This window comes from Aureimonas fodinaquatilis (assembly GCF_008369445.1).
Classification (GTDB): Bacteria; Pseudomonadota; Alphaproteobacteria; order Rhizobiales; family Rhizobiaceae; genus Aureimonas; species Aureimonas fodinaquatilis.
The window spans coordinates 137,807-163,674 of record NZ_VTWH01000004.1; the positions used below are offsets into that span (position 1 = coordinate 137,807).

The window sequence follows — 25,868 nt, forward strand, 5'->3', positions numbered from 1 at the left end:
CCAGTTTGCCCACGCCGTAATATGGTCTAGATAACAGAGCAGCTTTGAATTTGAAGAAGAACTGCTCTAAAAAGCCGTGGTTCGACCACACAACGGCGGGGCCCATGCCAATTAACAAACCTCATTTGCCCCGCGGATCGCTGCGTTCGCTTGGTATCTTGCATGATGTGGCTGTTGCTGCAGTGTCGATGACGCTTGCGCTCGGCCTGGCGTGGAATTTTCAAGGCTTGTTTATCTACTGGCAGCTCTGGGCCATCATCGGCAGCTTCACCCTGCTTTCCGCTGTGATGTTCCCGCTGTTTTCCCTCAACAGTGGCGCATGGCGCTATGCATCGCTTCTGGACGTCGCCTCCATTGTCAAAGCTGTCACGGCCATTATTGCGGTTTTCCTGATCGGCCATTTCATTCTTTTTCGCGGTGCGTTTCTGCCACGTTCGGCTTTGATCATCACCTGGTTCATCATGATTGTCGGGCTGGGTGGGCCGCGACTTCTCTACCGCCTTTCCAAGGAACGCGGGTTCAGCGATACGGCGCAGCGGCTTGCTCCCGGAAAAGTGCAGCATGTCGTGCTCTACGGGTTTAACGACAATGCGGATTTGTTTTTGCGCAATGCACGGAGATCACAGCCCAACACACACATTGTCGCCATTCTGGACCCACGCGCCAAAAACTGGCGGCGGCGGTTGCACGGCGTCAAAGTTATTGGCGATCTGACGTCGCTTTCGTTTCTCGTACGCAAGAATGAGCTTTCGGCAACACCGATTTCCCAGATCATCATCACCCAGACCAATTTGCCTCCGCAGGAAATTTCGCAGGTGGTTGAGGCAGCATCTCCGCTGAAAATCGCCGTCAAGCGACTGCCGGATATTTCCCGCGCCGGCGGTGTGGATGGCGAGGCGCCGATTGAAGCCCTGCCCGTTTCACTGGAAGATCTTCTCGGTCGAAACGAGGTTGATCTGGATATTCGTGAAGTAGCCCAGCTTCTGAACGACCGGTGTATCGCGGTCACCGGCGCTGGTGGGTCTATCGGCTCGGAACTGGTCAAGCAAATCTCGGCCTTTCAGCCCAGACGACTGCTGCTGATCGACAATTGCGAGTATAATCTTTACGCGATCGGCCGGCATCTGGCTTCGTTTCATCCGGAAATCAGCATCGTTGAGCGTATTGCCGATGTGCGCCGCAAAGACCGGATCGAGGCTGCCTTTGCGGCCTTCAAGCCCGATGTCGTGTTTCACGCCGCAGCCCTGAAGCATGTGCCGCTGGTGGAAGACAATCCGCTTGAGGGCATTGAAACAAACCTTTTCGGTACGCGCAATGTGGCTGATGCCGCGCTTAGCTGCGATGCAACGGCCTTTGTCATGGTGTCCACCGACAAGGCGGTGAACCCGGCAAATGTCATGGGCGCAACCAAGCGCGCAGCCGAAGCCTATTGCCAGTCGCTGGATCTTTCAGGCAGCCGCACCCGCTTCATGACGGTGCGGTTTGGCAATGTACTGGGCTCAGCGGGTTCGGTTATTCCGCTGTTTCAGAGCCAATTGCAGCGTGGCGGTCCGCTCACGGTCACCCATGCCAAAATCACCCGGTTTTTCATGACAATTCCGGAAGCCTGCCGCTTGATTCTGCATGCAGCCGGACATGGCGTTGCCAGTCGTACGGCACGTGGCCAGATTTTCGTCCTCGATATGGGCGAGCCAATTCTCATCACCACGCTTGCAGAGCGCTTGATACAATTGGCCGGACTTCGGCCAAATGTGGACATCAAAATTGAATATACCGGACTGCGGCCTGGTGAAAAACTGTATGAGGAGCTGTTTGCAGAAGGCGAAACTGTCGAGAAAACTGCACGGCCAGGGCTTTTGACCGCAAATTCCAGCGTCAGCGACTCCTCTTTTCTGCGACGCAATTTTGAAGCGATGGAAAAGGCCCTCGCCGCCAGCGACACTGACCGCGCAATAGACCTGCTGAAGCATATTGTTCCGGACTTCCGGCAGGAACCTGCGGCGATCGCCCAGCCAACGCCTGAGCAGTCCGGTTTCTCACCCAACCTGCCAATACCGCCCGCGTCGTAAGGTCAGATTGCGAAGCCGAGCGTTCAGATTTCAGCGTCCGGTTTCCCGGACCGTCGCATCTGCACCTCTTCCAATGTCAGCCTGCGTGGTCCTGAATGGCTTTCACCGCCCTGTGCTTTTCTTCGGGCGATCATCGCGCGCAGTTCCCGCCGCAGTCGCTCCCGCTTATCGGTCAGCGCGGCGTCGCGCCGTTCCGCTTCCGGTTTGATTGCCGGGCCTTCACGGCCAGCACCAGCGGCCCGGACTGCTTTTGCAAGAGCTTCCATTTCAGTGTCAGTCTCATCAACAGCCTCCGGCTCGGCAGCGGCCGCAGCAACTGGCGGCTCGGCAACATCCGGGGTCGGTTCTGTTTCAACGACCGGAGCGGCAATCTGCAGAACCTTTCTTTCCGGCTCGATATCAAGTGCGTTGTGTTCCCGAGCCAAGGCAACTGGCGGCGAAACCGGGCGAGCCGCAATTTGCAGCAAGGCGCGCAGCAGCAGCAAAAACAATCCGGCCAGCAATCCGGCAGCCGTGCCAATCACCAGCCGTGCCTGAAGTGAAAGCCCGATGGGCTGAGCCTGGGTGGCAAGGGCAGTTATCTGCACCGGCTCCCGTGTCACGGTTGCAGTGGCAGATTGCAGATTTTCCACTGCAGCCTGTGTGCGTGCGCGCGCAGTTTCCAGGGCTTCTGCCCGCTGGTTGAAGACCGGTGCATGTTGTTCCTGAACCGCCAATTGCGCCTGCAATTGTTCCAACTGCGCTTCCTGCTCACGCACCACGTCCTCAGCGCTGGCAGCGTAGGTGGCAATCTCACCACGCAAGGCCCTCTGCGCGCTGGTCAGGCGGTTGACTGCATCTATATGGCGAGGGTGCCGCGGACCATAAGTTCGGCTCAGTTGCGCCAGATCGGCGGCGGCAGAATCCTGCCTCTGCTTCAGCACAGCGATGCTTTGCGGTAATGGTTGCGCCAGTTCCTCAAGGCTGCGGGTGCCAGATTCGGCAACAGACTGCCAGTTTGCAGCAGCATTTCTGCTCTGCACCAGTTCTTCTTCAATATCGGCAATATCCTGCTGCGTCCGGCTGATTGTTTGAGCATCTGCCATCACGCCGGCAGGCACGGGAACATCTCCCTGCGTATCCTGCACCGCACTCAAATCCGCTTCAGCCGCGTCAACAGCCGCCTTGAGCTCGTCATATCGACGTTTGGTCTCAACCTCCGCCAGCGCCTTTTCTTGCCTGGCGAAACCTTGAGCGATGGCATTCACGCGGTTGACAGCAAGATCCGATGGCGATGCCGACACAGTAATTCGTGCCGTCAGGTCACCCGGTTGTGTCTCAACCGAAACGGAGTTTCGCAAGGCGGCCACGTCGCCATCCGCGTGCGCAAGCACATTGTCACTGGTCACTTCCGCAAATCGGCTGCGCAGCAGCGCCAGACCGGAAGCGCTGGCCATATCCTCACCCAGCCAATCTGCCGCCCGCGGATCCATGAGCAGGCTGGCACTTGCCTGATGGCTTTGCGGCTGCCAGATTGCATGTGCCAACCCTGCACCTGCACCAAACAAACCGCATAAAAGCACAATCAAGCCGGCGGCAACACCAGACGGCCCGTTCTGTTGCCCTTCTGGCTTGCCCGCCGGAATGCTGTTGTTGCGCTGCATGTACCCTGTCCTGCTGGCAAGCGAAGTCGATTGCCGAACCATCCCGCCTTATCATTCGGCAAAAGTAAACCACTGATTGATAGTGAGCAGGTTTCTTCCCGAATATTGTTGCAGCCTGCCGCATAGTCCATAAATGATACGCAACCATTCACTGGAATCAAAACAGCGACATGACCGACCTTCGCCTGATGGCGCTTGATGCCGAAGACCTGCAAATCATTTCCGCCCACTGTCAGGACGCGGTTATGAAAACAAAAGATCTGATGTTCGAACCGCAGGCCGGGCGGTTTGTCCTGCAGGTGAACCGTTTCGTCTGGGAAGATCGCGCGCGTCAGGGAAAATGGGCGTTTTTTCAACGCAGAATCCGGCAGCGACGGCGTGCGGTGCTGCATTTTGACCGCGTTGTGCGGGTGCAGCAACAGGGGGTTGCAGCGGGAAGCAGCGACGAGGTGCTTGACCTGCTGGCTATTGCCTTTCATGAAACAGATGCGCCATCGGGTACAGTCGAGCTTGTCTTTGCGGGCAACGCTACAATAAGGCTTGAGGTTGAATGTATTGAAGCGCAATTGACAGACCTTGGCGCAGCATGGAGCACAGACTCCGAGCCGAACCATTATCTGACAAACCCCGCTGCCAAGCTTTAACCGGCTTCACCTTGCAAGGAGAATTCGCAAGTGCCTTTCAGGCTCAATGCCGCCGATCCGGACTTTGCCAGTCGCTTTGACAATTTTCTCGACGCCAAACGCGAAGGGTCGATTGATGTTGAAGAGGCCGTACGTGTCATTCTCGCTCGCGTTCGCTCAGAAGGCGACGATGCGCTGATTGACCTGACGCGCCGGTTTGACTCGCTGGAGTTGACGCCCGATACCCTGCGCATCAGCCCGGAAGAAATCGCACAGGCAACAGCCGGGACCGACCCTGAAACCATGTCGGCGCTGCGTTTGGCCCATGAGCGAATTCTGCGCCACCATGAGCGGCAAAAGCCGGTGGATGATCTTTACACGGATTCAATCGGTGCAACGCTGGGCGGCCGCTGGACACCCATTCGTTCGGTGGGCCTTTATGTTCCCGGTGGAGCCGCCAGTTACCCCTCCTCTGTGCTGATGAACGCGGTTCCGGCCAAGGTGGCAGGCGTCAGCCGTATTGCTATGGTGGTGCCGGCACGTGCGGGCGAGTTGAACCCGCTGGTTCTGGCAGCCGCACAACTGGCTGGCGTGGAGGAAATTTACCGGATTGGCGGCGCGCAGGCCGTTGCTGCACTTGCCTTTGGCACCAGAACCATCGCACCGGTTTCAAAAATTGTCGGCCCCGGCAATGCCTATGTCGCCACTGCCAAACGGCAGGTCTTTGGTACAGTCGGCATCGACATGATTGCCGGTCCGTCGGAAGTTCTGATCATCGCGGACCAAGACAACAACCCCGAATGGTTGGCCGCCGATCTTCTGGCTCAGGCAGAGCATGATGCGGCAGCACAATCCATTCTCATAACCGACTCTCCGCCTCTGGCCGCTGCAGTGGAAGACGCGCTGGAGCGGCAGTTGCGCCGCCTTCCGCGCCAGGAAACCGCCCGTGCCAGTTGGGAAGAGTTTGGTGCCATTATTCTGGTTGACGATCTGATGCAGCAGGCACCGGAACTGACCAATCGCATAGCACCGGAACATCTGGAAATAGCAACGGACCAGCCCGAAGCATTGTTTGCGCTGATCAATGATGCCGGTGCGGTGTTCCTCGGTCGCCATACGCCGGAAGCCATCGGCGATTATGTCGGCGGGTCGAATCACGTTCTGCCCACATCGCGATCTGCGCGCTTTTCCTCCGGCCTTTCAGTTCTGGACTTCATGAAGCGCACCTCTATCCTCAAGCTCACACCGGAAAGCCTGCGTGCGCTTGCCCCCGCCGCCATCGAGCTGGCACGCGTTGAGGGGCTGGACGCTCATGGCCGCTCTGTCGCCGTTCGGCTGAACCTCTGAACGGTACCGATATGTCAGAGGCAACCCGCAGCAAACTGATCGACATTGAACTGGACGAGACGATCGGCCGGGCAACACCCGATGTTGAACATGAGCGGGCGGTGGCCATATTTGACCTGATTGAAGATAATGTTTTCGAGCCGGTGGGCTTGCCCACCAGCACGGACTACAGGTTGAGGCTGGCGCTGGTGGAAAAGCGCCTTGTGTTCGATATACGCAGTGCAGAGGGGCAGAAGCTGACAACCCACATTCTGTCGCTTACCCCATTCAAGAGAATCATCCGCGACTATTTCCTGATCTGCGACAGCTATTATGAGGCGATACGTTCCGCCACACCTTCCCAGATCGAGGCGATCGATATGGGAAGACGTGGTGTACACAATGATGGCTCGCAACTGCTGCGTGAGAGGTTGAACGGCAAAATCGTTCTGGACACGGATACGGCACGGCGTCTGTTCACGCTGATCTGCGTGCTGCATTGGCGGAGTTGAACCAGTTGAACTCCAAACGCCCCATCAGTTCGGTCTTGTTTGTGTGCGGCCTCAATGCCATTCGCTCACCTATGGCGGAGGTACTGGCACGAGCACATTTGCCGAAAACGACCTACATCGCTTCCGCCGGGGTCAAGGGCGGTGAATCAGATCCGTTTGTGGATGCAATTCTGAAGGAAGAATGCCTGCCGATTATCGCCAGGCAGCCGCGCAAACTGGATGATCTGGGCGATGGCTACTTTGATCTGATCGTCACCATGTCACCAGAGGCGCATCATTATACCCTCAACCACACTATGGGGGATGCGGTTGATGTCGAGTTCTGGCCAATTCCAGATCCATCTGCCACCACGGGCAGCCGGGATCAGATACTGGCGGCATATCGCGATGTTTTTCATCGCATTGAGGTTAAGATCAAAGAGCTGCGCCAACGCAGCTCTTGAAGCCTGAGGCGGTCTAGCTGACGAAAGAGGCGATCGTCGCCTGCACTTCGCCAAGTCCAGCGCTCTTCTCTGACGATGTCGCCAAAATTTCCGGATAGGCTGCCGGACGTTTGCGAATGGCTTCTTTCGTCGATTCAATCAGCTTTGGCATTGCCAGCGCAGAAATTTTATCGGCCTTGGTCAGCACGATCTGGTAGGAAACCGCCGCCTTGTCCAAAAGCGTCAGCACCTCAGCGTCGTTTTTCTTGATACCGTGGCGAGAGTCGATCAGCACAAACACTCTTTTAAGAGTCGCGCGCCCTCGCAGGTAATCGAAAACCAACTTCGTCCAGGCATCGACATTTTCTTTGGGTGCTTTGGCATACCCATAGCCGGGCATATCCACCAGCGCGATGGGTGGCAGCTCCCCTTCCGCCCCGGAATATCCATCCGGCACAAAATAGTTCAGCTCCTGCGTCCGCCCCGGTGTGTTGGACGTGCGTGCAAGGCCCTTCTGGCCCAGCAGGGCGTTGATGAGGGAAGACTTGCCAACGTTGGAACGTCCGGCAAATGCAACTTCAGGCGGGCCTTCCGGCGGCAGAAAGTTCATGGAAGGCACGCCCCGGATAAACACCCAGGGCCGCTTGAACATCAAGGAACTTTCTACTGCGGGTACTGCGACCTGTTCCTCGGTCATGCTTCTTTGCGCTTTCGCCGGAACAGGCCCTTCATATTGTCCCAGAGCTCAATCTTCGTGCCATTGCGCTTCATGATCACCGATTGCTGGATGATGGAAAGGAAGTTGTTCCATGTCCAGTAAATGACCAGACCAGCCGGGAAAGCTGCAAGCATGAAGGTGAACAGAACCGGCATCCAGGTGAAGATCATCTGTTGGGCCGGATCTGGCGGTGTCGGATTCAGCTTCATCTGGATGAACATGGTAATGCCCATCAGGATCGGCCACACGCCAACCATCAGGAACTGCGGCAGATCAACGGGGATCAGGCCAAACAGATTGAAAAGGCTGGTAGGATCCGGCGCGGCAAGGTCCTGAATCCAGCCAAAGAACGGCGCATGACGCATTTCGATGGTGACGTAAAGAACCTTGTACAAGGCAAAGAAGACCGGAATCTGCACCAGTACAGGCCAACAGCCGGCCGCCGGGTTGATCTTCTCTTCCTTGTAGATGCGCATCATTTCCTGCTGCTGCTTGACGCGGTCATCCTTGTATTTTTCACGCAGCTCGGCGATTTGCGGCTGAGCATTCTTCATTTTCGCCATCGACTTGTAGCTCTTGTTGGCGAGCGGGAAGAAGATGAGCTTCAGAAGAACGGTCACGACCAGAATCGCGACACCGAAATTGCCGGTGAAATTGTAAATCCAGTCAATGACGTAGAACAGAGGCCGGGTCAGGAAGCGGAACCAGCCCCAATCGATCAGGCGGCTGAACTCATGAATGCCGAGGCTGCTTTCGTAGCCATCCACCAGACTAACCACTTTCGGCCCGGCGAATGTGCGGGACAGAAAGTCTCTGGTTTCGCCTGCGCCGATCTGCACGGCATCGCCCAGATATTCGGTCTGGTAGCGGCCGCCATTATCCGGCGAGAAACGGAAGGAAGGCTGAAAGCCGGTTGTGGTATCGGGAATCAGCGCCGTCGCCCAGTATTTGTCGGTTATGCCCAACCATCCGGCATTTACGGCGGGCGGCGAAATGCGCCCCTCGTCTTCAATCTTGGAATAGGTGACTTCGTTCAGCCCGTTCTCACCCAGAAAGCCGATCAAACCCTCAAACACCACCCAGGCAGAAGCAACTTCCGGCTTGGAATGGCGGACAACACGGCCGTAAGGCTGCAGGGCAACTGCGCTCTCTGTCGAATTGGCAATGCTGTCGGTCACGGTGAACATGGCATTCGGGTCAACCGAAATCTGCCGGCTGAATTCAATGCCACTATCGTTGGTATATGTCAGCGTAACCGGTGTTCCCGGCGTCAGAACCTGTCCGGCTTCTGCCTGCCATACAGTCTGCGGGCCGGGTAAGGAGCCAAGATTGTCGCCGACAAAGCCGAATTCCACAAAATAGGCTTCCGGACCGGCAGTTTCGGGCGACAAGAGAATAATGGTCGGCGAGCTGTCATCCACCGTTTCGTGGTAATTTTTCAACCGCAGGTCATCGATGCGTGCGCCTTGCAGGTTCAACGAACCGGAAAGCGAAGGCGTATCGATTGCAACTCGTGGCGAAGCGGCCAGTGCAGCATCGCGGCTCAACACAACGGCCGGTGCGCCAGCCTGCGGAATTGCTCCGCCGCCGCCGCCAACAGGTGAACTGCCTGCATTCTGCGAATCGACCGCAGCAGTGTTTTCCTGCTGCACACGCTGTGCCTCGGCCTGTTCAGCCTGCATGCGCGGATTAACAAAAAAGAACTGCCATCCGACAAGCACTGCGATAGACAGAACCATCGCCAGGAGAAAATTGCGGTTATTATTCATCACTCACGTCCCGATGGGCGAGTCTTCTCGCCGTTTCGTGCGCCGTTTGCCTTGTTGTCGGCAACTTTTTTGAAGCGGTTCGACAATTCGTCCTCAATCCGCCCAAATGGTACCACCAAAAGTTCACGGCGTGCGACGATCACATAGTCGAAGCCCGCCGCCATGTCAGCCCCGGAACGCACTCTGATCGCTTCACGAAGTCGTCGGCGTATGCGATTTCGCTCGACCGCGTTTCCGACTTTTCGTGTAACGGTCAACCCGTATCTGGCGTTGACCTGGTCGGCACGTTCAAGCACTTCAACAAAGAACAAAGGGCCGTTCAAACGACGACCCTTGCGTGCGGCGAGAAACTCTTTCCGCTTTTTGAGACGTTCGGCTGACAAGCAGACCGGCCTTCAGGCCGCTACTGACTTAGGCCGACAGACGCTTGCGACCACGGGCCCGGCGTGCAGCGATGACACGGCGGCCGCCGGTGGTTGCCATGCGCGCACGAAAGCCGTGACGACGCTTGCGAACGAGTTTGCTCGGCTGATAGGTGCGCTTCATATTGACACTTCCGCGCTCAACGTCGCGGACCCCTTGTTCGGCAATCTAAAAACTAGGCGGACAGGGGCGTCGGACATGCGCAAGCATTCTGACGCGGGCTACCTCCCGCTCGGATGAGCCGCTTATAGGTAAAGACAGCAGTAAAAGTCAATTGCGCCCGTCAATCTTCCTCATCCTGTCCGGATGATTGAAAAAGTGGCGGCAGAGGCAAAAGCTCACTGTGCAAACAATCGGATATTTGCACATATCAACCCAAGCTGATTTGAAACAGCAGGAGAGTGTGTGGATGTGGGAGGACGCCAATTGATTGACAAGGATGTGGAAGGTGACGGGGCCGGCCCTCTGGCGCACCGTCCTAACCTGCCGAGTCGCCTGTCCACGCGCATTCTGTGGTTCACGATGCTGTCTATCATGCTGGCAGAAATCGCTATTTTTGTTCCATCCGTTTCCAATTTCCGGCGTGACTGGTTGCACGGCAAAATCGATATTGTCGCGGCCGCCAGTCTTGTTACAGGCGGCGGCCCAGCGGGTCATGGCGGGTTTATCAGCCCGGAAGATGAGGCGGAACTGCTGCAGGCGCTGAACGCGCAGCTCATCGCAGTTGAGGCAGACGGCGTTTCGCGGCTTCTGGCGCGCACATCCGAGGTTGCCCCGGTTGATATGGAGGTCAATCTGGCAACCGAATCAATTTTCGGCTCCATTGGCGCGGCATTTGGAACTCTGGTTTTCGGTGGCGATCGCTTCATCCGCGTGCTCGGCCCTGCGGGCAGTGGCGGCAACGGGCTGACAGCGGAGATCGTCCTTATCGAGCAGCCGCTGAGACGGGCGATGCTTGTTTACTCGCGCAACATTTTCACTGTGTCGCTGCTGCTTGCCAGCTTTGCCGGGCTGCTGGTCTATGTCGCAATCAGCCGTTACCTGCTGCGCCCCATGCGGGCAATGACCGAATCAATGGTTGCCTTCAGCGAAAATCCTCAAAACCCCTACCGGATTATCAAGGCCAGCAACCGGGACGATGAAATAGGTATAGCCGAGCGCCATCTGGCGGACATGCAGAAAGGGCTTGCGCGCATGTTGCGGGAACAGCAGCATCTGGCAGACCTCGGACTTGCGGTTTCCAAGATCAATCATGACCTGCGCAACACCTTGGCATCTGCCCAGCTCGTATCAGACAGACTGTCCGATATTCCGGACCCGCAGGTGCAACGGTTTGCCCCTACCCTCATCCGCAGTCTGGACCGTGCGCTTCACTACACACAATCGGTGCTCACCTATGGCCGCGCAGTTGAAAGCAATCCGCAAAAGCGGGTGATTCGACTTCGTTTGCTCGTGGACGATATTTTTGAAACGGTGGGTGGCATGGACAGCCGTGTCACGTGCAGCAACGATGTTTCGGCGGATGTGGAAATGAAGGTGGATCCGGACCACTTCCATCGTGCGCTGAGCAATCTGGTCCGGAATGCGATTCAGTCTTTCGAGAGCGAGGTTGACGAGGCACTGGTGCGGCGTGTGCAGGTGGATGCTCGGGTCGGCGAAGACAGCACGGTAACGATCGGCGTCGAGGATACAGGGCCTGGCGTATCGCCACGTGCGCGGGAGAATCTGTTCAAGGCGTTTCGCGGTTCGACTCGGGCGGGTGGTACGGGCCTTGGGCTGGCAATCGCAGCGGAGATTGTGCAGGCGCACGGTGGCAGCATTCGCCATGTTGAGGACCATATGCCGGGAACGCGGTTTGAGATTGTTCTGCCGGGTGATGAAATGCACAATGAATTCAAGAGCGAGTAGCAAGAATCCGTCGGCAGATGGATTTTTTATGTCTGAGTGTCTTGCTTTCGGCAGGTCGAGCCGTTAGGAACCGCTCACATCCGGTTGGCAGTCAATTGCGCTTCCGGTTTGCGCGCCCGTAGCTCAGCTGGATAGAGCACCAGACTACGAATCTGGGGGTCAGAGGTTCGAATCCTTTCGGGCGCGCCATTCTCAAAATTTTTCGACCCTGAGATATGTGTGGCAATCTTCTGCCGAGCGAATGCGGGCTGGGTTGCGCCAGACCGTTTCGAAAAGCGCACACCCGTAAAACTCACTTTCGCTGTCAAACCGCCTGCCAATCTCACGCGGGTGGCGCGTCAACGGAAACGCCGCCGCTTCAAAGTGAAAGCAAAAGACAAGCCCCGGTGGTGCCGAGATTGAGAATTCAATACTGAAACTGTGCGCGCCGAGACCGCGCGCAATCGCAAACATCCGGTCGCGAAACGACTCAAGTCTTTCGGCAAGCACTTCAAGGCTGATATTGTAACTGATGCCAGTCTGGTAAAAGCTCTGGACCACTGCGTCAGCTTTGCCAATGCAGCACCAAATCGGCCCATAGCATCAAGATTATCGGTTTCCTTCAGCATACCATCCATCAACAATCCAGATTGCTGCTGTAGTATAACAGGCTGGATTAGCGGCTTGATCGACAGAAGGCTGATTGGATCGGCACCGGTGAAAATAATGTCCGCCATTGCGGGATCGCTGACGAGGGACAGCGCTACATCCCGGCCACAATATTCCTCGACCAATTGTTAGGACTGAATGTCCTGCTCGGGATTTGCCATTTCATCCCCCAATCATCGATATCAGTCCAGCTCAAATCCAATGATAATCACTGTTCGCGGGCGGGGGAAAGTCCTGCAAAAGTATAGTTACTGAAATTGACAGAATAAGCGACAATCAGACTGGCTTACTGGCGACACCGTCCAGCCACAGCATGTTGGATTCATCCCGGTGCGGTCCCGTTGTTCCCACGTGCTTTGCGTCAATCTCCGGTCCTTTTTTGATAACGTGAACCAGTGCCATTCCGTGCCCCCTGCCAAGATCGTAATCTGTCTTAAGCCAATCCAGTATGGTCCCGGCTTTTACGGCCGGGTCAGCAAAGCCTTTTTCCTGGGCGATTGTCAGCAGCTGGCGCGGAGTTAGACCGGTCTTCTTTTCGATAGTGTCGAGATAGGCTTGGAAGGACATAGGTCAGGCTCTCTTGTTGAAGTGTATCTGGCGATCACGGACAGCCCGATCCTGATATGTTCGATGGCATAACACAACCTGGCAAACGCCATGCTTTCGGACGCGAAAGCCGACCGGTTGCTTTCTTCGGAGGGCTTTCTATTTCCCGAGGCACACGAACAGACATTTTGTGTGACACCCTCACACATCGCTGATCCAGAATATTCAATTTACCAGGAGAATTATCGCCTTGTTCGGATTTGTCATCAATCCGCCGGTCTTCTTTGGCTCGATTGGTCTGATTGTTCTTTTTCTGGCGTTGGGAGTTCTGGCTCCCGGTCACGCCGAAGCAATTTTCGCCGGTCTGCAATCCGGAATTCTGGCCAATTTTGGCTGGCTATACCTTCTTTCAGTCGGCATTTTTCTGATTTCTGTGCTCATTCTTTGCATTGGAAGATACGGCGATCTGAAGCTAGGCCCGGATGATTCAGAGCCTGATTTTCGTTACACGTCCTGGATAGCAATGCTGTTTGCGGCGGGTATGGGTATCGGCCTCATGTACTTCGCTGTTGGCGAACCGATGACGCACTACGTTTCCCCACCCGACGCTGACCCGATGTCTGTCGCCGCCCAGCGCGAAGCGATGAGCGTGACCTTCTTTCACTGGGGCATTCATGCCTGGGCAATCTATGCCGTCGTGGGCCTTTCTCTTGGGTATTTCGGCTATCGATACAACCTGCCGCTGACCATTCGCTCCGGCCTTTATCCAATCCTGAAGCAACGCATCAACGGACCGATAGGCCACGCCGTCGACATTTTCGCGATCTGCGGAACGGTGTTCGGGCTTGCAACCTCGCTCGGTTTTGGCGTTCTGCAGATCAACGCCGGACTCAACTATCTTCTGGGCTGGGAAATCAGCACCACTGTGCAGGTTGCGCTGATTGCGATTATCACCCTGGTTGCGACAATCTCGGTCATTACAGGTCTTGATAAGGGCGTTCGCATCCTCAGCGAAATCAATATCCTGCTTGCCATTGGCCTCATGTTGTTTGTGCTGGTGGTCGGGCCAACGGCAGAGCTGATGCGCGACTTCGTGCAGAACATCGGCCTCTATCTCGATGATATCCTGCTTCGGACTTTCAACATCTACGCCTATGAACCGCGCCCGTGGATTGATGCCTGGACCCTGTTTTACTGGGCATGGTGGATTTCCTGGTCGCCATTTGTCGGCATGTTCATTGCCAGGATATCCCGTGGGCGCACCGTAAGAGAGTTCATTATCGCGGTTCTGTTTATCCCTACCGGGTTCACTTTTTTCTGGATGACCGTGTTCGGAAACACCGCAATGATCCTTGACCAGACGGTCGCTGGCGGCCAGATTTCCGCTGCCGTCGTCAACGACGTCTCGGTGGGTCTGTTTGAATTCTTCCAATATCTGCCACTTCCGGCGGTCACTTCCACACTTGCTATCGCTCTTGTCGCGGTTTTCTTTGTAACCTCGTCAGACTCCGGCTCTCTTGTTGTCGATACGATTGCTGCCGGCGGCGAGACAGAAACCACAACTGCCCAGCGCGTATTCTGGTGCACGATAGAGGGTCTGGTTGCCATTGTGCTGCTGATGGCTGGTGGTTTGACAGCTCTGCAGTCAGCAACAATCGCCTCAGCCCTGCCTTTTGTTCTGATCATGCTGGCGTTGGTCTATGGACTGTTCAAAGGGATGCGCGCCGACGTGGCACAGCGCCTCACAGCCGGCGGACCGCCGCACGGTCATGCCCATCCGGCAGTGGGGTTAACCTGGCAACGCCGACTCGCCTTAGCGCTCAATACACCGACTGAAAAGGAAGTCAGCACCTTCATCCATACTACCGTGCGCAAAGCGCTTGAAGAGGTAGCGGCTGAACTGTCCAACCGCGACAGGCCCGCCTCGGTTTCAGACGCCGATGGAACCTTGACGCTGACTTCGCCGGCGGAGGGTGTCCGCGACTTTGTCTACGGGGTTCAGGTATCCAGCCACAAGCTTCCAGCCTTTTCAGCGTTTGAGGCAACCAAGATGGAATTGCGTTACGAGGCGCGCACGTTTTTCTCGGACGGCAGCAAGGGCTATGATGTGATGGGTCTTTCGAAAGATCAGATCATCACCGATGTTCTCGTACAATTCGAACGCTATCTGGCTCTGGTCATATCGCGTGAAACTGCGCTTGTCCTTGAAGCGCCTGAACACGGCCAGATTTGAAATACGGTTTGTGATTTTCGCCTGTCAGTCAGTTGCCTGACTGCACGTGCTTAGTGTGAAGTGCAAACCCTCTGGCCTGAACTCCAGCAGACCTTTGCCGCCAAAGTAATTGGCGGCAACTCGCTCAATCAGCAAAGTGCCGAAACTGCGCCGAGTGGGCACTGCGACGGGCGGACCACCACTTTCCACCCACTGAAATTCGAAAAAATCATCCGCCTGCCGCCAATTGATCACCACACGTCCAAACTCATTGGAAAGCGCGCCATACTTAACGGCATTTGTTGCCAGTTCGTGGATCGAGAGAGAAAGGCCCAGAGCCTGTTGAGGGGTCAATCGGAAGCTTTCCCCGATGATTTCAACCCGTCCGTCCGGCCCTTGATGCGCACCAAGCGCCGCTTGTGCAATTTCGCGCGCGTCCGCCTCTGTGAATTGTGTCAGGGTCAGAATGTCCTGTGCACCGGCAAGCGCCTGCAGCCGGTCATTGATAACCTGTTGTGCCGTGTCAATCGAACCCGCCACACGCAGGGTCTGTGAAACAATGGCCTGAACAATGGTCAGGGTGTTCTTCATCCGGTGGGCCAACTCGGAATTGAGCAGCCGCTGCGCTTCCTCGGACATCTTACGGTCTGAAATGTCCGATGCCGCGCCCATCCAGCTCTCAATCTCACCCTGTTCATCGAACAGGGGCACCGCGCGCGAAAGTGCCCACCCGACTGCGCCATCCAAACGATTGACCATATGCTCGAGATTGTAAGTGTCTTTCGCGGCAATGGCGCGCTGGATTTCTCCGCGCACCAGATCCTGATGAACAGTGGGAATGTATGTCTCGATCCAGTGTTTGTTGGACTGTGTATTGTCTGGGATGAAGCCGCCACCCTGAAGTTGGTCCAGTTCCGACCAATCAGCGTTGATCTTGTAACGCACCTCTGAGGATGAACGAACAAGCGCGTCAAGCTGGGCGGTCAGCTTGAGCAGCCTGTGCTTTTCGGTTGAGCGCTCAAGGCGCAGCGCGTCCAGCTCTGCCTGAAGTGAGACACATTGCAAAAGCAGAGCTTCGACACTCTGCGCCGCATCGGGCTGCTGCCTGGGCGTATCGTCCGTGATCAAGAAGAGTCGCTTTCAAAACAAGGATTATCGAATTCTTATCGCCTACTGGTTGCTAAGTCGATCTGCTGAAAACCGAGTTGGATCGAGCAATCGAGATTGCCCTGTTTGGGATGGCGCAACCTGCAAATGTAATTCTCGCCAGAGATTTGAAGCCTCAAGGAAGCCTGCCACCGCTCCACACTTTTGGACCCGGGTTTGAAGTTTTCAAACCACCGGGCGCAATAGAAAGATTAACATGACATTTTGATCGCATTTAAGTGATCATTGCAGTTGCCGGGCAGACATCAGCTTAATACGGAACGAGCACCGTAATGTCATGCGACTGTTACACGTGCATTCTAAGGCTCCCCACCGCTACTTACCGTTGCAGGGGAACCACTTCATGAAAAAACTGCTACTTGCGCTTGCTCTTTCGGCAGCGTTCACGGCACCAGCCGCCGCCGAGTTCAAACTCGACAGCCGCTATCAAGACGCTGATGGCGACCTGGTGGCCGATATTCCAACTGATCCGGCACAGCTGATCGATCCGGATACGCTGGTCTTCGCTTACACACCCGTTGAGGATCCAGCCGTTTACGCAGAGGTCTGGGCCAGCTTTCTCGACCACATGAAGGAAGTGACCGGAAAGGAAGTGCAGTTCTTCCCCGTACAGTCCAATGCTGCTCAAATTGAAGCAATGCGCGCTGGCCGCCTGCATGTTGCGGGCTTCAACACCGGTGGCAACCCGCTTGCAGTCGCCTGTGCCGGTTTCCGTCCTTTCACCATGATGGCGTCCAACGAAGACGCTTTCGGCTATGAAATGGAAATCATCACCTATCCCGGCTCCGGCATTGAAAAGGTTGAGGACATCAAGGGCAAAAAGCTCGCCTTCACCTCTGAAACGTCAAACTCCGGCTACAAGGCGCCTTCGGCCATTCTGCAGGCGGAATTTGCCATGGCTGCCAACACCGATTTCGAACCGGTGTTCTCTGGCAAGCATGACAACTCGATTCTGGGCGTCGCCAACAAGGACTACCCGGCAGCATCCATTGCCAATTCGGTTCTGAACCGCATGCTGGCACGTGATGTCGTCAAGCAGGATCAACTGGTTTCCATCTACAAGTCACAGACTTTCCCGACCACCGGCTACGGCGTTGTCTACAATCTGACGCCCGAATTGCAGGAAAAAATCCAGGAAGCGTTTTTTACCTTCAATTGGGAAGGTTCAGCGCTGCTTGAAGAGTTCCAGAGCTCCGAGCCGCCTCAGGAAAAGTTCATCCCGATCTCGTTCAAGGATCATTGGTCGGTCATCCGCCAGATCGATGAGGCTAACGGCGTTTCCTACGACTGCCAGTAGGCATTCCAAACTCGAAGAATGGAAGGCGGCCGCGCGCAGGCGTGGTCGCCTGAACCGGCATTTGCGCAGACGTGCGCCAGCGAACACAAAGGGCTTCCATGCTGCGGATAGATGGGCTGACCAAGCGATACAAGACCGGCGACCAGGCATTGAAGAACGTTTCGTTCGAGATTTCCGGTGGTCAGGTCGTCGGGCTCATTGGCCCATCCGGGGCAGGAAAATCAACTCTGATACGCTGTGTGAACAAGTTGGTAGAGCCAACTTCCGGCAGCATTTCCTTGAACAACCGCGAGATTTCAAGTGCAAGTGGTGGTGAGTTGCGTCGCATTCGCCGCCGCATCGGTATGATTTTTCAGGAATATGCGCTGGTCGAGCGATTGACGGTCATGGAGAATGTCCTGTCAGGCAGACTGGGCTATGTTCCCTTCTGGCGCTCTTATCTGCGGCGCTTTCCGCAGGCAGATGTCGACAAGGCGTTCATGCTTCTTGAGCGAGTTGGCCTCAGCACCCATGCAGACAAACGCGCCGATGCGCTCTCGGGTGGACAGCGTCAGCGCGTCGGTATTGCCCGCGCGCTGGAGCAGGATCCTGAGCTTTTGCTGGTGGATGAGCCGACTGCCTCGCTTGATCCGAAAACCTCCCGCCAGATCATGCGGCTCATTCTTGAAATCTGCCGCGAGCGTAGCCTTCCTGCTGTCATCAACATTCACGATGTGGAACTGGCGCGCATGTTTGTGGACCGGATTATCGGTCTGCGCGCCGGTGAAATCGTGTTCGATGCCGCTCCGGCAAAGCTGGATAACGCCGCCCTGACGCGGATCTATGGCGAGGAAGACTGGAAACACTCTGCGTCGGAAGAGGAGGATGGCGATCCAACCATCCTGGTAAAGCATCCGGATCTGCAGCGGCTGGAGGCGGTTGTCTGATGCAGGCGGCACAATCACGGCGCTGGCGCAGACCGCCGGTCCTTATTCCCGATGCGCGGGTTCGTTATGCGATTTACGGCGCTGCCATAGTCTACCTCGTGCTGGCTATATCCAGCGTGGAAGTGAACTGGCTGCGTATTTATGAGGGTCTGGAGCGCGGTCAGCGCTTCGTCATGGGTTTTCTGACGCCGGACTTCACCACACGTGGCAACGATATCTGGAAAGGCATGGTGGAAAGCCTGACGATGACCCTGACGTCGACAGTCGCGGGAATCATCATTTCCATTCCGATCGGAATTGGCGCGGCGCGCAATGTCGCTCCCCTGCCCGTTTACGCAGTCTGCCGGTCCATCATTGCAGTCTCCCGTTCCTTCCAGGAAATCATCGTCGCAATTCTGTTTGTGGCGATGTTCGGCTTTGGCCCATTTGCCGGCTTTTTGACGCTGACCTTTGCCACGGTGGGCTTCATGGCAAAGCTGCTGGCCGAAGATATTGAAGATATCGACCGCTCGCAGGTCGAGGCGGTCTCGGCCACGGGTGCAAGCTGGCTTCAGAAGCTCAATTATGGCGTCCAGCCACAGGTCATGCCGCGGCTAATCGGGTTGAGCGTCTACCGCCTCGACATCAATTTCCGGGAGAGCGCGGTCATAGGCATTGTCGGTGCGGGCGGCATCGGTGCCACGCTTAACACCGCAATGGACCGCTATGAATATGACACGGCGGGCGCAATCCTGATCCTCATCATTCTGATTGTCATGGCTTCCGAATACGGGTCCAGCCGCTTGCGGAAGTGGGTGCAGTAATGCCAGTGCAAATTGTCGATTCCCGTCCGGTCTGGCAACGCCACACCAGAACACAGCAATGGGCCATATGGGCTGGCTGGTTCGCCCTTGTGCTGGCCACCGTCTGGTGCTGGCAGGTGATGAACCGCGGCACCATCTGGGCTTTTGTGGATGATGCGCCCCGACAGGCGAGCGATCTTCTGTCTCGCGCATGGCCGCCACGCTGGTCTTACATGGATCGGTTGTGGCAGCCTTTGTGGGACACCCTCAACATAGCGACACTTGGCACCTTGCTGGGCATCGTTATTGCCGTGCCGATTGCGTTTCTGGCGGCTTCCAACACAACGCCCAGCAAAAGCCTGCTTCGGCCCTTCGCACTGTTTGTCATTGTTGCGTCCCGGTCCATCAATTCGCTGATCTGGGCATTGCTGCTGGTGGCAATCATCGGCCCGGGCCTGCTGGCGGGCATCATGGCCATTGCGTTCCGCTCCATCGGCTTCATCGGCAAACTGCTTTATGAGGCGATTGAAGAGGTCGACACATCACAAGTTGAGGCCGTGGCGGCAACAGGCGCATCGCGAATGCAGACCATGGATTACGCCATCGTTCCGCAGATACTTCCGGCCTTTGCAGGCATATCGGTGTTTCGATGGGATATTAATATCCGGGAGTCGACAATATTGGGCCTTGTGGGCGCAGGTGGTATTGGCGTGCAGCTGGAATCATCCCTCGCGCGGCTGGCATGGTCGGAAATCACCGTCATTTTTGCGGTTATTCTCGTCACTGTTGTGTTTTCCGAATGGATATCGGGCAAAGTGCGCCACGCGATTATCTGATTGACGTTCGCTCAGCCCGGTCGGGAAGACTATTCTGGTGACGGCGCGTTTTTTAGGGCATTCAACCTTACGTGAATGGGCATGCCGCTGCTAAAGCCAAAGGCTCCTGACAATGCCTTGGCTGAGTGGCGCATGCTGAAATTTCACATTCCGGAATTCGGTTTCCGACCGATCCTCGCCGGCGCAACGTTGTCCGCGCGTCTGATGGCTGCCGTTGGCGCCATGCTGGGCATCGCCGCCACCGCGCTGATCTGCACAGTTTCGCTGTATCTTGACCCAGCTTTGCCCTGGCTTGTTGCCCCCATTGGTGCATCTGCCGTCCTGCTGTTTGCCGTGCCCGCCAGCCCATTGGCGCAACCATGGCCGATTATCGGTGGCAATACGATTTCCGCTCTTGCCGGAATTGTTGTGGCCTATCTGGTGCCACAGCCGGTTCTGGCTGCATCCCTGGCGGTTGCAGCCGCCATTATCGCCATGTCCCTTTCCCGCTCTCTGCACCCGCCCGGCGGCGCGGTGGCGTTGACCGCGGTTCTGGGGTTTCATTCCGGCTTCACGGATCTCTTGTTTCCGCTGGTGCCGGTTGCGTTGAACTCTGCTGTGCTGGTTGGGTTGGGATATGCGTTTCATGCCCTTATGCGGCGCGATTATCCGCATGTTCCACAAGCGGCGCCTCAAAATCAGCACCAGACTGCTGACATTCCGCCATCTCAGCGGCTCGGAGTTGGACCGGACGATATTGACGCGGCCTTGGCGAACATTGGCGAAGCTTTTGATATTGGCCGCGATGATCTGTACAATCTGGTGCGCGAGGTTGAACGCCAGGGACTATCCCGAATTGGCAGTCTGGTTCGCTGCGGTGACATCATGTCCAAAGACGTCGTCGCCGTTTCTCCCGATGCAACCACGGATCATGCTCGCGAACTCCTGTTCAAGCACAATATTCGCACGATACCTGTTGTTGCTGGCAATGGCAGCTTGATGGGCACGGTTGGCCTGCGGGAAACCGTAGGATCCAGCGCGGCTGTTTCCCGAGTGCTGACGCCAGCTCAAACCGCAAGCATCACTGATCCGGCCATTGATCTTCTGCCTGTGCTGACGGAAGGCAAAACCCATGCGGTGGTGATTCTGGGTCCGGACAAGACGGTTGTCGGGCTCGTCACTCAGACAGATCTTCTGGCTGCACTTGGATCCTGCGTCGTCATGCCGTTTCAACCTTGAAGGCTCACAGGGCAGACGCCGCAAGCACTCGATCGGCAGAAACCTGAAGTTCCCACAGGACACCGGATGGAAGTTGGCGGAATGAAACAGCGGCACCCAGCACAGATTTTGGATGTCGCTCAATCACCACGGACCCAAATCCGCGTCTTGCAGGCGGTGCAACAACAGGGCCATCCCTCTCCTGCCAGTGCATGGTGAACACCCGGCCGCCAGCCTGGTCAGAAACGCTCCATCCAATAGCCACGGTTCCACATTCGTTGAAAAGCGCGCCATATTTCAGCGCATTGACCGTCAATTCGTGTACAGCCAGACTGATCACTTCTGCAGCCTCGCCGCGCAATCGCACATCGGCATCGCCGCGGATCAGCAGCCTTTCCGGCTCGACACTGCCTGCACCAACTGTCTGCGACATCACAATTTCCAGCACAGATGCCCCGCTGCTCTGCCCCTGTAGTAAAATGTTTTGGTTTTTCGCAATTGCGGCGATGCGAGCATCAAGCGTGCGCACATAATCTGCGGATGGATCGGGCACGGTTTTTCGAACAAGCGCCTGAACAATCGCCAGAAGATTGGTTGAACGATGGTGCATTTCACGCATCAGAAGCTGGATACGCAATTCACTCTTGCGCTGATCTGTGACATTGCGAGACACGCACAAAATCGTCGTGACCCTGTCGTCCGGCGATTTCAGCGGGGTCAGGATATTGTCCCAGTAAACCGGGTCAGCGCCAGGCAACCGGCTTACACTTAGAAACCGGGCCGACTCCCCGCGCCTGGCGATCGTGAATGCTTTGCTGGCTTCTTCCTGCATATCGACCGGGAACAGTTCAAGCCAGTTCATGCCAAACCCGGAATCATGTTCGAGACCCAGCGCCTCACATCCTGCCTGGTTCATGTGACTGAGCGCGCCATTGGGTCGAATAACCGCAATGCAATCGACGCTGGCTTTCATCACGCCAGTCTGCAATCGGTTTTTTCTCTCCAGCTCCCGCTGCAGAAATTTCTGTTCGTGAATATCTTTCAAAACATGAAGCCAGAAATAGCTGCCGTCGACTGACTGCAGGCGAGTGGAAAGTGTGAACCACCTGTCAGGCCCGCGATCGGTCTTCAAACGCACTTCCCTCTCAGACTGTCCGTGCAATTGCCGAACTTGCGCTGGTGCGTTCGACAGTTTTTCCCGGTCAAAACTGCGCAACTGCGTGGCCCAGTGGACAGATGCCAGTTGCGCATTGTTTCTATGGGCACAGTCGAGCCAGGCATGATTGAAAAAGGTTCTGCCATTTTCCGCGCTGACCACCGCTACAGGATCTGTGAGCAGGTCAAACATTGCGCATAGCGTGAGAAACTCACCCGTGGAGGCCAGCGGATTCTGCCCGTGAGGCATTGTGAATTCTGAAGACTCCATCAGAGACTTTTCCTCATGCTTACGCCCAATACGCAACAAGCAATACTATTGCGGCACCGCAAACAAATCTCAACTGGTTTTGATATTTTATTGAAAACGCGAAATATTTTTATGATAAATTCGATTACAGGTTGATTTTAATATCGACACTATTGCACTCTATACTGTGTTTTGTATTACTTTACTGTGTAAGTGGGCCCCGGTAAAATCCCGGCCGGCTATTGTGCTGCATAATGCTGACCATTCGCATCCATGGCAGGCTCGACGAAGTTTCGTAGCAAAGCTACCGCGCAATTGCTGCGCCATATCGAGTGTAACGATCAGCAGACTGCCCTCTTCTGTCGGCAATCCAACCAGCGCGGCAATGTCCCGGGCGGCAGCTGCGTCCCGGATCTTCACACCTTGCGTCAGGCAATGGGCTTCTCTGCCCTCTTTCAGCAGCGGAGCACAGATATCATCCGGCCCCGCCACTATCTCGATGTCTTCACCCGCATTCACACGCGCTATAACCTGATCATAATTCGCGACAAAGGCGTCGTTATAGCCAAGCCCAACATAGTTGAGCATGCACAGCAAATGATGGGGGCGAAGACGAAGGGTCATGACCTGGCGGGTCTTTTCGTCCGACTGGCAACCGGCGCCAGAAGAGCCGCACCGAGAGCAGATTTCAGAACACCGCCGACTATGAATGGCGTGACACCATGGACAATCGCCTGATCAAGACCGATGCTTGCCGCGAGCCAAACTGCGCCCAGAGCCAGGCATAATGCATTGGCCAGCAATAGGGCCAGAAATGCCATGACCGGGCGGTAACCGTTCCAGCCATGCGCAACAAGAAGCCCAGTCAATGCACCAATGACAGGAAATGCAAAAAGATAACCTGCCGTTGGCCCGATGAAGGGCAGAATCCCGCCGGAACCGCCTGCGAGAACCGGCAGACCCAGTGCCGCCTGAGCGAGCCAGGCTATAATGGTCAGGCCGCCTAACCGCCAGCCCATCAACGCGCCGACCATGGTTACTGCCAATGTCTGCATGGTGACTGGCACCGGATACATCGGCACCTGAATGTAGGATGATGCCGCCAGCAACGCCGTTCCGGCAAGAATGGCAAAGAGCTGAACGGCCGCTGGCCGCGTGCTTATTCGCAAAACATCATGTGTGTCGGCTGATAAGGTTTGATTGAGTTTCACAGTCCCCTCCAAAAATACGAACGAACGTTCGTTATTTTTAAATCAGGGCATGAATGTGGCGGGCGGTGGTTGCCTTAACGACGGGTCGGCCAACTCAAGCGCAAAGGCCTGTCCAAACGCAAAAAGGCCGCGAACATGTCGCGGCCTTTTTATCAATTCTGCAAGTCTTAGTTGAAGCGGTAAGAAGCCTTGGCCCAGATCGTGTGGAAATCCAGATCTGAAGACGAAGAGTTCGAGAATGCTGCAACGCCTGGCAGGCCTGGCAGCGAGTAGTCAACGTTCAGCTTGGAATCGCCCAGGTCGGTGTAGAGGTATTCAACACCGATCGAGAAGTTCTGCGTGACGAGGTAGTCAACGCCTGCACCAACTGCATAGCCAACATCATCGGTGTCTTCGGTAACCGAAACGTTGTACAGGGTGCCGCCGATTGTTGTCGTTGCGCTGCCCAGGTAGTTGTTCTTGGTGTCGCCGTAAGCCAGACCACCTGTTGCGTAGATCGCGAAGCGATCAGCAGCATAACCAAGCTTGGCGCGAACTGTACCAACATAGTCGATGTCCTGAGTTGCACCGTAAACAATGGTGTCACCTGGGAATACGTATGTCGAAGTTGTCGAAGCGTTGATGTAGTTCAGGTCAGCAACAGCACCGACGAGGAAGTTGCCCATCTGGTAATCATAACCGATGTGACCACCACCGATGAACGATGTTTCGCTGTCGTTGTTGGCGCCAACGAACGATGTGCTGGTGAAGTCGCCTGCGTCACGGTTGAAAGCAACACCGGCCTGCGCACCAACGTAGAAGCCTGTCCAGGTGAAAGCTGGCTCGTAAGCAACAACAGCTGCTACTACTGGCTCTTCATAGATGACGTCCGCAGCAACAGCTGGTGTGATCATTGCGGCAGAAGCGAGAAGAAGTGCGATGCGTTTCATGTCGAAACCTCCTAATGGGATCAGGACTGCGGAAACTCCCCGCCACCGGATCAATTACTCTTGGTTGTTGACTAAAACCAAACGAGAAAAACCGCCAGTTCAAAATACACAAAATGGGGAGTTCAAAGTGTAGTGTTGCAGTCAAAGCACAATTAGCAGTGGCAGCATGTAGTGAATGTTAAAAAATAGTTTCACAAAGATGATATTTCATGCGTCCGAACGCCGCAGTCAGCCCAAAGGTAAATGTTTATTAACAATAACGCCGAGGAAAAAGACCGTATTCGCATGATCAGGTGGGAGTTCAAACGCCCTGGCTAGATTCGATGACGATTCGCGCAAACATTACTTTGCCTCGCGACAGGTCTACCAACAACCATATTAGTAAAAAACTGGCCGAAAAAGTTAATCCTTGCCCTTGATCAAGAAGGTTTCCTATTCACGTTTGTGTGGTTTATAGTGATTTTTATGCTCCGGCCACTACGAATAAATCTGGAAGCTTATCATGAGGAATTCAAACGCACGGGCTGAAAGCGAAGTCGTTATGTTGCGGGAAATCTGCAATGTATGTGCTCGTTGCGAAATCCGATCTCTGGCAATCTGTGCAGCTTTGCAGGAAAACGAGGTTGCCGCGCTGGAAAGCATCATGACCTCGCGCGAGTTGGCGCCAGAAGAAACGCTGCTGCATGAGGGTGACAAGCGTCGGCGTGTATACAGCCTGACATCCGGAATGTTGCGCCTTTCCACCATTCTGTTTGATGGGCGCAGACAAATCACCGGTTTTCTAATGCCGGGTGACTATCTCGGCCTGGCCGACGAAGAAGTTTACACCACTAATGTCGAGGCGGTTGCGCCATCTGTTCTTTGCAGTTTCTCTGTGCAGGACATGGACAATCTGATGCAGCGCTTTCCCAAGCTGAAAGAGCGGCTTTACCTGTTTACACGGGCGGCTTTGCGGCAGGCCCGTGACGATCAGATCATGCTTGGCCGGCTTGCCCCGGTGGAAAAGCTCGCCAGTTTTCTCCTTCTGCTTTCGGCCCGGGCCAAGTCTCACCAGCAGCCAGACAACCCGGTGCCATTGCCCATGTCGCGCAGCGATATTGCAGATTATCTTGGCCTGACCATTGAAACCGTCAGCCGCAGTTTCACCAAACTGCGCACTCAGGGCTTGATCCGTCTCGAAGACGCACATCTAGTGGAAATTCTCGACAGACGGGCACTGGCTGCGGTGGCCGGCATCGAACGGCATTGATTGCAATCAATGCCGCCTCGCGCAATCGCTTCTACTGACAAACGCATCAG

General features: G+C 55.7%; 25 protein-coding genes and 1 tRNA gene. 14 read left to right on the forward strand and 12 right to left on the reverse strand.

Annotated elements, in window-relative coordinates; translation table 11 throughout:
- The first annotated feature begins 104 nt into the window (after positions 1-104).
- Entirely contained in the window at positions 105-2,069 is a 1,965-nt protein-coding gene (locus FPY71_RS15515) for a polysaccharide biosynthesis protein (protein ID WP_149301233.1), read from the forward strand.
- A gap of 23 nt (positions 2,070-2,092) precedes the next feature.
- Here the strand turns inward: FPY71_RS15515 and FPY71_RS15520 are convergent, their stop codons facing one another.
- Positions 2,093-3,712: a GumC domain-containing protein gene (locus FPY71_RS15520; protein ID WP_149301234.1), complete on the reverse strand. Its 1,620-nt coding sequence runs from the start codon at positions 3,710-3,712 to the stop codon at positions 2,093-2,095.
- Between the two features lie 170 nt (positions 3,713-3,882).
- Here FPY71_RS15520 and FPY71_RS15525 point away from each other — a divergent pair, with 170 nt between their 5' ends.
- Genes FPY71_RS15525 through FPY71_RS15540 form a run of 4 tightly spaced genes read left to right on the forward strand, consistent with a single transcriptional unit; the run spans position 3,883 to position 6,616 of the window.
- Positions 3,883-4,356, forward strand: coding sequence for a DUF2948 family protein (locus FPY71_RS15525; RefSeq protein WP_149301235.1), 474 nt, complete (start codon positions 3,883-3,885; stop codon positions 4,354-4,356).
- A 30-nt stretch (positions 4,357-4,386) separates the two neighbouring features.
- Positions 4,387-5,682, forward strand: coding sequence for a histidinol dehydrogenase (gene hisD, locus FPY71_RS15530; RefSeq protein WP_149301236.1), 1,296 nt, complete (start codon positions 4,387-4,389; stop codon positions 5,680-5,682).
- An 11-nt stretch (positions 5,683-5,693) separates the two neighbouring features.
- Positions 5,694-6,173, forward strand: a complete 480-nt coding sequence (locus FPY71_RS15535) for a UPF0262 family protein (protein WP_149301237.1) — start codon at positions 5,694-5,696, stop codon at positions 6,171-6,173.
- Between the two features lie 5 nt (positions 6,174-6,178).
- Positions 6,179-6,616: an arsenate-mycothiol transferase ArsC gene (locus FPY71_RS15540; protein WP_425457899.1), complete on the forward strand. Its 438-nt coding sequence runs from the start codon at positions 6,179-6,181 to the stop codon at positions 6,614-6,616.
- 13 nt (positions 6,617-6,629) lie between these two features.
- Here FPY71_RS15540 and yihA read toward each other — a convergent pair whose 3' ends face one another.
- Genes yihA through rpmH form a run of 4 tightly spaced genes read right to left on the reverse strand, consistent with a single transcriptional unit; the run spans position 6,630 to position 9,628 of the window.
- On the reverse strand, positions 6,630-7,292 hold the full coding sequence (yihA, locus tag FPY71_RS15545; protein ID WP_149301238.1) for a ribosome biogenesis GTP-binding protein YihA/YsxC: 663 nt from the start codon (positions 7,290-7,292) through the stop codon (positions 6,630-6,632).
- Positions 7,289-9,082: a membrane protein insertase YidC gene (yidC, locus tag FPY71_RS15550; RefSeq protein WP_149301239.1), complete on the reverse strand. Its 1,794-nt coding sequence runs from the start codon at positions 9,080-9,082 to the stop codon at positions 7,289-7,291. Before yidC ends, yihA begins: the two co-directional genes overlap by 4 nt.
- Positions 9,082-9,465, reverse strand: coding sequence for a ribonuclease P protein component (gene rnpA / locus FPY71_RS15555; protein WP_149301240.1), 384 nt, complete (start codon positions 9,463-9,465; stop codon positions 9,082-9,084). Before rnpA ends, yidC begins: the two co-directional genes overlap by 1 nt.
- Before the next feature lie 28 nt (positions 9,466-9,493).
- The gene (gene rpmH, locus FPY71_RS15560) at positions 9,494-9,628 is read right to left on the reverse strand and encodes a 50S ribosomal protein L34 (protein ID WP_149301241.1); all 135 of its coding nucleotides are present in this window, start codon (positions 9,626-9,628) and stop codon (positions 9,494-9,496) included.
- Positions 9,629-9,916: 288 nt separating this feature from the next.
- Here rpmH and FPY71_RS15565 point away from each other — a divergent pair, with 288 nt between their 5' ends.
- Together FPY71_RS15565 and FPY71_RS15570 are read left to right on the forward strand one after the other, a co-directional pair.
- Complete coding sequence (locus FPY71_RS15565; protein ID WP_210246310.1) at positions 9,917-11,413, forward strand: sensor histidine kinase; 1,497 nt, start codon at positions 9,917-9,919, stop codon at positions 11,411-11,413.
- Between the two features lie 112 nt (positions 11,414-11,525).
- Positions 11,526-11,602, forward strand: a tRNA-Arg gene (locus tag FPY71_RS15570).
- A 3-nt stretch (positions 11,603-11,605) separates the two neighbouring features.
- Here FPY71_RS15570 and FPY71_RS15575 read toward each other — a convergent pair.
- Both FPY71_RS15575 and FPY71_RS15580 read right to left on the reverse strand, forming a co-directional pair.
- Positions 11,606-11,953, reverse strand: coding sequence for a hypothetical protein (locus FPY71_RS15575; RefSeq protein ID WP_149301243.1), 348 nt, complete (start codon positions 11,951-11,953; stop codon positions 11,606-11,608).
- Between the two features lie 384 nt (positions 11,954-12,337).
- A complete protein-coding gene (locus tag FPY71_RS15580; protein ID WP_149301244.1) occupies positions 12,338-12,628 on the reverse strand; it encodes a DUF4287 domain-containing protein in 291 nt (96 codons plus the stop codon).
- Positions 12,629-12,857: 229 nt separating this feature from the next.
- Between FPY71_RS15580 and FPY71_RS15585 the strand changes: the two genes are divergently transcribed.
- On the forward strand, positions 12,858-14,840 hold the full coding sequence (locus tag FPY71_RS15585) for a BCCT family transporter (RefSeq protein ID WP_149301245.1): 1,983 nt from the start codon (positions 12,858-12,860) through the stop codon (positions 14,838-14,840).
- Between the two features lie 24 nt (positions 14,841-14,864).
- Here FPY71_RS15585 and FPY71_RS15590 read toward each other — a convergent pair whose 3' ends face one another.
- Positions 14,865-15,947, reverse strand: a complete 1,083-nt coding sequence (locus tag FPY71_RS15590) for a sensor histidine kinase (RefSeq protein ID WP_149301246.1) — start codon at positions 15,945-15,947, stop codon at positions 14,865-14,867.
- 382 nt (positions 15,948-16,329) lie between these two features.
- On the opposite strand from FPY71_RS15590, the gene phnD reads away from it, so the two are divergent.
- From phnD to FPY71_RS15615, 5 genes are all read left to right on the forward strand, one after another.
- The gene (gene phnD / locus FPY71_RS15595; RefSeq protein WP_149301247.1) at positions 16,330-17,283 is read left to right on the forward strand and encodes a phosphate/phosphite/phosphonate ABC transporter substrate-binding protein; all 954 of its coding nucleotides are present in this window, start codon (positions 16,330-16,332) and stop codon (positions 17,281-17,283) included.
- Positions 17,284-17,381: 98 nt separating this feature from the next.
- Entirely contained in the window at positions 17,382-18,209 is an 828-nt protein-coding gene (phnC, locus tag FPY71_RS15600) for a phosphonate ABC transporter ATP-binding protein (protein WP_149301248.1), read from the forward strand.
- Positions 18,209-19,012: a phosphonate ABC transporter, permease protein PhnE gene (phnE, locus tag FPY71_RS15605; RefSeq protein WP_149301249.1), complete on the forward strand. Its 804-nt coding sequence runs from the start codon at positions 18,209-18,211 to the stop codon at positions 19,010-19,012. Before phnC ends, phnE (FPY71_RS15605) begins: the two co-directional genes overlap by 1 nt.
- Complete coding sequence (gene phnE / locus FPY71_RS15610; RefSeq protein ID WP_149301250.1) at positions 19,012-19,827, forward strand: phosphonate ABC transporter, permease protein PhnE; 816 nt, start codon at positions 19,012-19,014, stop codon at positions 19,825-19,827. The genes phnE (FPY71_RS15605) and phnE (FPY71_RS15610) overlap by 1 nt, the downstream gene beginning before the upstream one ends.
- 132 nt (positions 19,828-19,959) lie before the next feature.
- Complete coding sequence (locus tag FPY71_RS15615; RefSeq protein ID WP_149301365.1) at positions 19,960-21,045, forward strand: HPP family protein; 1,086 nt, start codon at positions 19,960-19,962, stop codon at positions 21,043-21,045.
- Positions 21,046-21,049: 4 nt separating this feature from the next.
- Here FPY71_RS15615 and FPY71_RS15620 read toward each other — a convergent pair whose 3' ends face one another.
- The 4 genes from FPY71_RS15620 to FPY71_RS15635 all read right to left on the reverse strand — a co-directional run bounded on the left by FPY71_RS15620 (position 21,050) and on the right by FPY71_RS15635 (position 24,569).
- Entirely contained in the window at positions 21,050-22,450 is a 1,401-nt protein-coding gene (locus FPY71_RS15620; RefSeq protein ID WP_149301251.1) for a sensor histidine kinase, read from the reverse strand.
- Positions 22,451-22,609: 159 nt separating this feature from the next.
- The gene (locus FPY71_RS15625; protein WP_149301252.1) at positions 22,610-23,053 is read right to left on the reverse strand and encodes a DUF1284 domain-containing protein; all 444 of its coding nucleotides are present in this window, start codon (positions 23,051-23,053) and stop codon (positions 22,610-22,612) included.
- Entirely contained in the window at positions 23,050-23,640 is a 591-nt protein-coding gene (locus FPY71_RS15630) for a biotin transporter BioY (RefSeq protein WP_425457902.1), read from the reverse strand. Before FPY71_RS15630 ends, FPY71_RS15625 begins: the two co-directional genes overlap by 4 nt.
- Positions 23,641-23,807: 167 nt before the next feature.
- On the reverse strand, positions 23,808-24,569 hold the full coding sequence (locus FPY71_RS15635) for an outer membrane protein (protein ID WP_149301253.1): 762 nt from the start codon (positions 24,567-24,569) through the stop codon (positions 23,808-23,810).
- 502 nt (positions 24,570-25,071) lie between these two features.
- On the opposite strand from FPY71_RS15635, the gene FPY71_RS15640 reads away from it, so the two are divergent.
- On the forward strand, positions 25,072-25,818 hold the full coding sequence (locus FPY71_RS15640) for a Crp/Fnr family transcriptional regulator (RefSeq protein ID WP_149301254.1): 747 nt from the start codon (positions 25,072-25,074) through the stop codon (positions 25,816-25,818).
- Positions 25,819-25,868 lie beyond the last annotated feature (50 nt).

Excerpts from the sequence above, each read along its gene's own strand:
- FPY71_RS15515 (WP_149301233.1), top strand. The coding sequence starts at position 105 with ATGCCAATTAACAAACCTCATTTGCCCCGCGGATCGCTGCGTTCGCTT.
- FPY71_RS15520 (WP_149301234.1), bottom strand. The coding sequence starts at position 3,712 with ATGCAGCGCAACAACAGCATTCCGGCGGGCAAGCCAGAAGGGCAACAG.
- FPY71_RS15525 (WP_149301235.1), top strand. The coding sequence starts at position 3,883 with ATGACCGACCTTCGCCTGATGGCGCTTGATGCCGAAGACCTGCAAATC.
- FPY71_RS15535 (WP_149301237.1), top strand. The coding sequence starts at position 5,694 with ATGTCAGAGGCAACCCGCAGCAAACTGATCGACATTGAACTGGACGAG.
- yihA (WP_149301238.1), bottom strand. The coding sequence starts at position 7,292 with ATGACCGAGGAACAGGTCGCAGTACCCGCAGTAGAAAGTTCCTTGATG.
- yidC (WP_149301239.1), bottom strand. The coding sequence starts at position 9,082 with ATGAATAATAACCGCAATTTTCTCCTGGCGATGGTTCTGTCTATCGCA.
- rpmH (WP_149301241.1), bottom strand. The coding sequence starts at position 9,628 with ATGAAGCGCACCTATCAGCCGAGCAAACTCGTTCGCAAGCGTCGTCAC.
- FPY71_RS15580 (WP_149301244.1), bottom strand. The coding sequence starts at position 12,628 with ATGTCCTTCCAAGCCTATCTCGACACTATCGAAAAGAAGACCGGTCTA.
- phnD (WP_149301247.1), top strand. The coding sequence starts at position 16,330 with ATGAAAAAACTGCTACTTGCGCTTGCTCTTTCGGCAGCGTTCACGGCA.
- phnC (WP_149301248.1), top strand. The coding sequence starts at position 17,382 with ATGCTGCGGATAGATGGGCTGACCAAGCGATACAAGACCGGCGACCAG.
- phnE (WP_149301249.1), top strand. The coding sequence starts at position 18,209 with ATGCAGGCGGCACAATCACGGCGCTGGCGCAGACCGCCGGTCCTTATT.
- phnE (WP_149301250.1), top strand. The coding sequence starts at position 19,012 with ATGCCAGTGCAAATTGTCGATTCCCGTCCGGTCTGGCAACGCCACACC.
- FPY71_RS15615 (WP_149301365.1), top strand. The coding sequence starts at position 19,960 with ATGCTGAAATTTCACATTCCGGAATTCGGTTTCCGACCGATCCTCGCC.
- FPY71_RS15620 (WP_149301251.1), bottom strand. The coding sequence starts at position 22,450 with ATGGAGTCTTCAGAATTCACAATGCCTCACGGGCAGAATCCGCTGGCC.
- FPY71_RS15625 (WP_149301252.1), bottom strand. The coding sequence starts at position 23,053 with ATGACCCTTCGTCTTCGCCCCCATCATTTGCTGTGCATGCTCAACTAT.
- FPY71_RS15635 (WP_149301253.1), bottom strand. The coding sequence starts at position 24,569 with ATGAAACGCATCGCACTTCTTCTCGCTTCTGCCGCAATGATCACACCA.
- FPY71_RS15640 (WP_149301254.1), top strand. The coding sequence starts at position 25,072 with ATGAGGAATTCAAACGCACGGGCTGAAAGCGAAGTCGTTATGTTGCGG.